Genomic DNA, 5282 nt, shown 5'->3' with positions numbered 1-5282 from the left:
CGCAGGCCGCTGCCGGTCCGCGCCCGCCGTTGGCGAGCGCGGATGCTGCGGCTGCGCCCGACAAGTCGGAGGCGCAAAAGGCAGAACTACGCAAGGCGGCACAAGCGTTTGAAGCGATCTTCCTGCGCCAGATGATCTCGTCGATGCGCACTGCAACGCCCGGCGACAGCCTGTTTGGGTCAGACGCGGGCAACCAGTTTCGTGACATGATGGATTCGCGCCTCGCCGATGACATGGCGGGCAAGCAGAAGTTCGGCATCGCCAACATGCTGCTCAAGCAGTTAGGGGTGGATGACCAATGAGTGATCTGCTGAACATCGGCAGATCGGGGATCAAGGCCTATGCCCGGTCGATGTCCACGGTGTCGAACAACATCGCGAATGCGGAAAACCCGGACTATGTCCGTCGCTCGACGCTGCTCACAGACGGCACCATTTCGAGCAACCTCAACCCGATGTACACCGCGCAATCGGGCCTCAACGGGGTGATGATCAACGGATCGGTGCGCGCATCGGATGAATTTCTCGAAGCGCAGCTGCGCACGTCAGGCGCGTCGCGGGTGCGCAGCGAAACCATGGTCAACTGGCTTGGGCGGATCGAGGTCGGGCTGGACAACGCCGGGTCCAATGTCGGCAACCGGCTGAACGATTTTTTTGCGCGCGGCGAGGAACTGTCAGCCGTGCCGTTTGATACCGCGCTGCGGATCACGTTTCTCAACGAGCTCGACGCCACCGTCGATGCGTTTCGCCGCACATCGTTCAATCTTGAGCAGACCCAGGATCAGGTCGTCCAGACCGCGGCTGCCGAGGCCAGCGGCCTGAACTCGGCGCTTGAACTGATCGCCAAGCTGAACTTCGAGATCACCCGCACCCCGCAGGGCACCGATGCCCATTCCGGCCTGCTCGATTCGCGTGACTCGGCGCTCGCGGTGATCTCGGAAAAGCTGGACGTCAACATCGTGCTGGCGGGCAACGGCGTTGCCAATGTCACCTATGACGGGCAACCGCTTGCCGGGGTCACCACCTTTGCGAACGTGACTGTCGCGAGCAATCCCGATGCCAGCCTGGCGATCGTTATCAACGGCACCCCCGCACGCTCGCCCACCAATGGCACACTGGCCGGGCTCAGCCGCGTTGGCGCAATCACGCAGCAGCGCACAACCGAGCTGCAGGGACTTGCCCAGCAATTTGTTGATGATGTCAACAGCTGGCACGCCAACGGGGTGACCGACGCCGGTGCCGCCGGGGCGCCGCTGCTGACGATGACGGGCGGTGTCGATACGCTTGCGGTCACGACCCAGGCCATCGGCGACCTTGCCCTCGCCTCGCCCGACGGTACGCCGAACGGCAATCTGCTCACCCTTTCAGGGCTTCGCACCCCGGCGGGCGTCGAGGCACGCTGGAACAATCTGATGGCAGGCAATGGCTCCGCGCTGGTCGGTGCGCGCAGCCAGTTGATTGCAGCGACCGCGCTTGATAGCGCCAACCGCGACCAGCGCGACAGCGTATCACGGGTCAATCTGGACCGTGAGGCGGCCGACCTGATCCGGCTGCAGCAGGCCTATGAAGCATCGGCGCGGGTCATCCAGGTGGCGCGTGAAACCATGCAGTCCATCCTGGCCATCTTCTAAAAAGGTAAGGCAACCCCATGGTCCAGTCCATCAACCGCTATCGCCCCCCCAAGGCCGTCGAGCAGCAAACCAACCTCAACCGGTTGATCGCGCAGCAGCAAGCGCTGGTCGCCGGGGAAAGCCGCGTCGCCAAGCCATCAGATGATCCGCAAGGCTGGCTGGAGATCGCGAGCATTTCGCGCTTCCAGTCTGATGAAGCCGCATGGACCAATAACATTGGCCGCGCCGAAACCCGGGCGAGCCAGGCCGAGGCCAGCCTGAACGCCATCGCCAACGGGCTGATCCGTTCGCGCGAATTGTTGCTGCTGGCCAATTCAGGCGTAACCGGCCCGATCGATCCCGGCGCGCTCGCGGTTGAGATCGAGGGACTGGCGGGTGATTTCACCGACGTGCTTGAGCAGCGCGACAATTTTGGCGGGCCGCTCTTCGGGGTCGGCCCTCCGATCCGCGTGCCGATCAGCTATGGCCGCACCGTGATCGCATCGCCCAACATGGACGCGGTGCGCGAAGGCATTCCGGTCGGCGGCGGCGCGACCGCCTCGCTCGACCAGATCATGGCCGATACCGTCGATTCGATCCGCAACGGCGGCCCGGCAGACCGTGCCCAGCAGCTCAACGCGCTGGACGGCGCGCTCAACCGGATCACCACATTGCTCACCCGGCAAGGCGTCGCGCGCAGCACGCTGGAGACGACCGGCGAGCAGATGGACCAGAGCCGCCTGTCGCTGGCGACGCGCAAATCGGAGCTGTCCGATGCCGATGTCACCGAAGCGATCACCCGGATGCAGAGCCTGCTGACCAATCTGCAGGCCGCGCAGGCGGTTTACGGACGGGTTTCGCAGACAAACCTGCTCGACTATCTTGGTTAACAAAAAATCCTTTATTATTAACCCTGTTTTAGTCTTAACCATCCCGTTTCAAAGCCGTTCTACGTTCTGTCCGGGCCGATTTGCGGCCTGATTGCGCCTTTTGCAGGTGCCCAACCGGAACGAGGGAACCACCATGTTCGCAGTAATCGGCTTCGTCGTCCTGATTGTCATGGTGTTCGGCGGGTTCATCATCGCCGGGGGCAGCATGGAGGTGATCCTTCACGCGTTGCCGCTGGAAATGATGATCATCGGCGGCGCGGCGGCAGGGGCCTTGCTGATCGGCAACTCAACGAGCCATCTCAAGGCAATCGGCGGCGGCGTCATGACCGCGTTCAAGGGGTCCAAATACAAGAAGCAGGATTTTCTCGACTGCATTTTCCTGGTGTCCAAGCTGATGAAGATGCTGCGCACCGATGGTCCGGTGGCGCTGGAGCCGCATATCGAGGATCCGGCGAGCTCGCCGATCTTTTCCGAATATCCCACGCTGCTCAAGGACAAGACATTGATCCACCTGATCTGCGATTCGCTGCGTCTGGTGGTGGTGTCTTCCGGCCAGCTTGATCCGCACGCGGTGGAGGATGTCGTCGATCAGGCGATCAAAACGCATCACCATGAATCGGTTGCGCCGGCTGACGGCCTGCAGAACCTGGCCGATGCGCTGCCCGCGCTCGGCATCGTCGCGGCCGTGCTTGGCATCGTCAAGACCATGGGGTCGATCGACAAGCCGCCCGCCATTCTCGGCGGTATGATCGGATCTGCATTGGTCGGCACGTTTCTGGGTGTGTTTCTCGCTTATGGCATCGTCGGCCCGCTCGCCAACCGCTGCCGTCAGGTGGTCAATTCCGACGGCGCGATGTATCATGTCGCCAAACAGATCATCATCGCATCGCTGCATGGCCACCCGCAACCGCTGGTGATCGAGGCCGCGCGCTCAAGCCTTGGCCACGCCAACCAGCCATCGTTCGCTGACGTGTTCGACGGTATGCGGGGTCGCTGACGCCATGGCAGCCAAGCGCAAGGCTGATCCGGTCGAGAACATCCGGCCGATCATCGTCAAGAAGATCATCGAGGAATCGCACGGCGGCCATCATGGCGGCGCGTGGAAAGTGGCCTATGCCGACTTTGTGACCGCAATGATGGCGTTTTTCCTGCTGATGTGGCTGCTCGGCGCCACGGACGAGAAGGACCGCAAGGCGATTGCCGACTATTTCACGCCCACCATCGTCCAGCTGAAGGATGGCAGTGCGGGCTCCAACGGCCTGTTCGGCGGCGAATCGATTGTCGCGCGCGATGATTATCCCAACCGCGCCGGCCAGACCGGCACCCAGTCGATCACCATCCCCAAGGATATGACCGGCACCAGCGATGACAAGGGCAATGCCTCGCGCAGCGCGCAGCAGGCGCAATTCGAGCAGCTGAAGAAGGAAATCGAAAAGCGGCTCGAGGCGCGCAAGGATCTGCAGACGTTGCTGAAAAACGTACGCTTCACCGACACGCGCGAAGGCTTGCGCATCGATCTGGTCGACGAGGCGGATTTCAGCATGTTCGCGCTGTCCACCGATCGCCTTGTGCCCAAGGCGGCAGACCTGCTGCGCGAGGTCGCGCAGGTGATCGACGGCATGCCCAATCCGGTGATCATCCGCGGCCACACCGATGCGCTGCCTTATGCATCGGGCAAGTCGATGAACAACTGGATGCTGTCAACTGCACGCGCCGAAGCGACGCGCAAGGCGCTGGTCGCAGGCGGCTATAACCCGGCAGGGATCAGCCGCATCGAGGGCGTAGCCGACCGCGAGCCCTATAACCCGGGTGATCGCAACGACCCGCGCAACCGGCGCATGTCGATCACATTGGCCTTTACCGGTCAGGCCGACAGTGCATCGGGCGCTGCTGAGAGCGCGCCAGACGCAAGCCGAGCAGCGGCTGACATCGTGCCGTCAAGACCGGTGCCTGCGCCGCTGCCTACGAAGTGATAATGTGATCTAAAGACCCGCCGCAGCGCGCAGGGCGTCGTTCATCCGCGTCTGCCACCCCGGCCCGCCAGCCTTGAAGCGCTCAACAACATCGCGGTCGAGGCGCAGGGCAATTTGCTGCTTGGGGTCAGCCTTGGTTGAGCCTGCGGGTCTGCCGGGCTTACGCACCAGAAGCGCAGCAACATCGTCGCCCAAAAGCTCGCTGGCGGGGCGAGCATCTCGGAAATCCGCTTCGCTCCATTCAGGGTTTTCATCCAGATCGAGCGGCGGTTTGGGCTTATTCATAGCGACGCATTTCCTTTTCATGGGCACGGCGAAAGCTGATCAGCCGATTGGTTACACCGTCTTCCCCGCGCGGCCGGCCAGTTCTACGATATAATGCCAGGCGATGCGGCCTGAGCGGGCACCGCGTTGCCTGGCCCATTTTAACGCGTCATCGGCATCGAAATCCAGCGCATAGGCCGCCGCATAGCCCTCGATCATCGTCAGATAGCTGGCCTGATCGCAGGCATGAAAGCCAAGCGAGAGGCCGAAGCGGTCGGCGAGTGCCATGCGGTCGTCCACCGCATCGCGCGGGTTGAGCGGATCATCCTGTTCGCTTGTCTGACGCTCGACAATCGCGCGGCGATTTGACGTGACGGCAAGACGGACATTGCCGGGCCGCGCCATCGCGCCGCCCTCCAGCAGCGAACGCAGCGCGCGCGCCGCTGAGCCGGCTTCGGCGCCATCGAAGCCGATGTCGTCGATAAACACCATGAAGCGGCGATCGACCCCGCCCAGTTGATCGAACAGCGCGGGCAATCCGGCAAG

7 protein-coding genes are annotated in these 5282 nt (G+C 62.8%); 5 read left to right on the top strand and 2 right to left on the bottom strand.

Annotated features, from left to right (window positions below):
* From ACEW8G_RS16720 to ACEW8G_RS16700, 5 genes are all read left to right on the top strand, one after another.
* Positions 1-302 (top strand): rod-binding protein (locus ACEW8G_RS16720; RefSeq protein WP_373489525.1); only part of this gene is annotated, 302 nt, incomplete at its 5' end.
* The gene (gene flgK, locus ACEW8G_RS16715; protein WP_373489524.1) at positions 299-1630 is read left to right on the top strand and encodes a flagellar hook-associated protein FlgK; all 1332 of its coding nucleotides are present in this window, start codon (positions 299-301) and stop codon (positions 1628-1630) included. The genes ACEW8G_RS16720 and flgK, both read left to right, overlap by 4 nt.
* A 17-nt stretch (positions 1631-1647) precedes the next feature.
* Positions 1648-2499, top strand: a complete 852-nt coding sequence (locus ACEW8G_RS16710) for a flagellin (protein WP_373489523.1) — start codon at positions 1648-1650, stop codon at positions 2497-2499.
* Positions 2500-2632: 133 nt separating this feature from the next.
* The gene (gene motA / locus ACEW8G_RS16705) at positions 2633-3496 is read left to right on the top strand and encodes a flagellar motor stator protein MotA (RefSeq protein WP_373489522.1); all 864 of its coding nucleotides are present in this window, start codon (positions 2633-2635) and stop codon (positions 3494-3496) included.
* A 4-nt stretch (positions 3497-3500) separates the two neighbouring features.
* Complete coding sequence (locus ACEW8G_RS16700; RefSeq protein ID WP_373489521.1) at positions 3501-4472, top strand: flagellar motor protein MotB; 972 nt, start codon at positions 3501-3503, stop codon at positions 4470-4472.
* A gap of 9 nt (positions 4473-4481) precedes the next feature.
* Here ACEW8G_RS16700 and ACEW8G_RS16695 read toward each other — a convergent pair whose 3' ends face one another.
* Both ACEW8G_RS16695 and ACEW8G_RS16690 read right to left on the bottom strand, forming a co-directional pair.
* Positions 4482-4757, bottom strand: a complete 276-nt coding sequence (locus ACEW8G_RS16695) for a BrnA antitoxin family protein (protein WP_373489520.1) — start codon at positions 4755-4757, stop codon at positions 4482-4484.
* A 51-nt stretch (positions 4758-4808) separates the two neighbouring features.
* The coding region (locus ACEW8G_RS16690) for a DUF815 domain-containing protein (RefSeq protein ID WP_373489519.1) at positions 4809-5282 on the bottom strand (474 nt) is incomplete at its 5' end.

The sequence above is a fragment of the Blastomonas sp. genome, assembly GCF_041747255.1.
Lineage (GTDB): Bacteria > Pseudomonadota > Alphaproteobacteria > Sphingomonadales > Sphingomonadaceae > Blastomonas.
This window is presented reverse-complemented; position numbering and strand designations above follow the sequence as displayed.

Bases quoted from the DNA above. Each gene is read 5' to 3' on its own strand.
- ACEW8G_RS16695 (WP_373489520.1), bottom strand. From the start codon at position 4,757: ATGAATAAGCCCAAACCGCCGCTCGATCTGGATGAAAACCCTGAATGG.
- flgK (WP_373489524.1), top strand. From the start codon at position 299: ATGAGTGATCTGCTGAACATCGGCAGATCGGGGATCAAGGCCTATGCC.
- ACEW8G_RS16700 (WP_373489521.1), top strand. From the start codon at position 3,501: ATGGCAGCCAAGCGCAAGGCTGATCCGGTCGAGAACATCCGGCCGATC.
- motA (WP_373489522.1), top strand. From the start codon at position 2,633: ATGTTCGCAGTAATCGGCTTCGTCGTCCTGATTGTCATGGTGTTCGGC.
- ACEW8G_RS16710 (WP_373489523.1), top strand. From the start codon at position 1,648: ATGGTCCAGTCCATCAACCGCTATCGCCCCCCCAAGGCCGTCGAGCAG.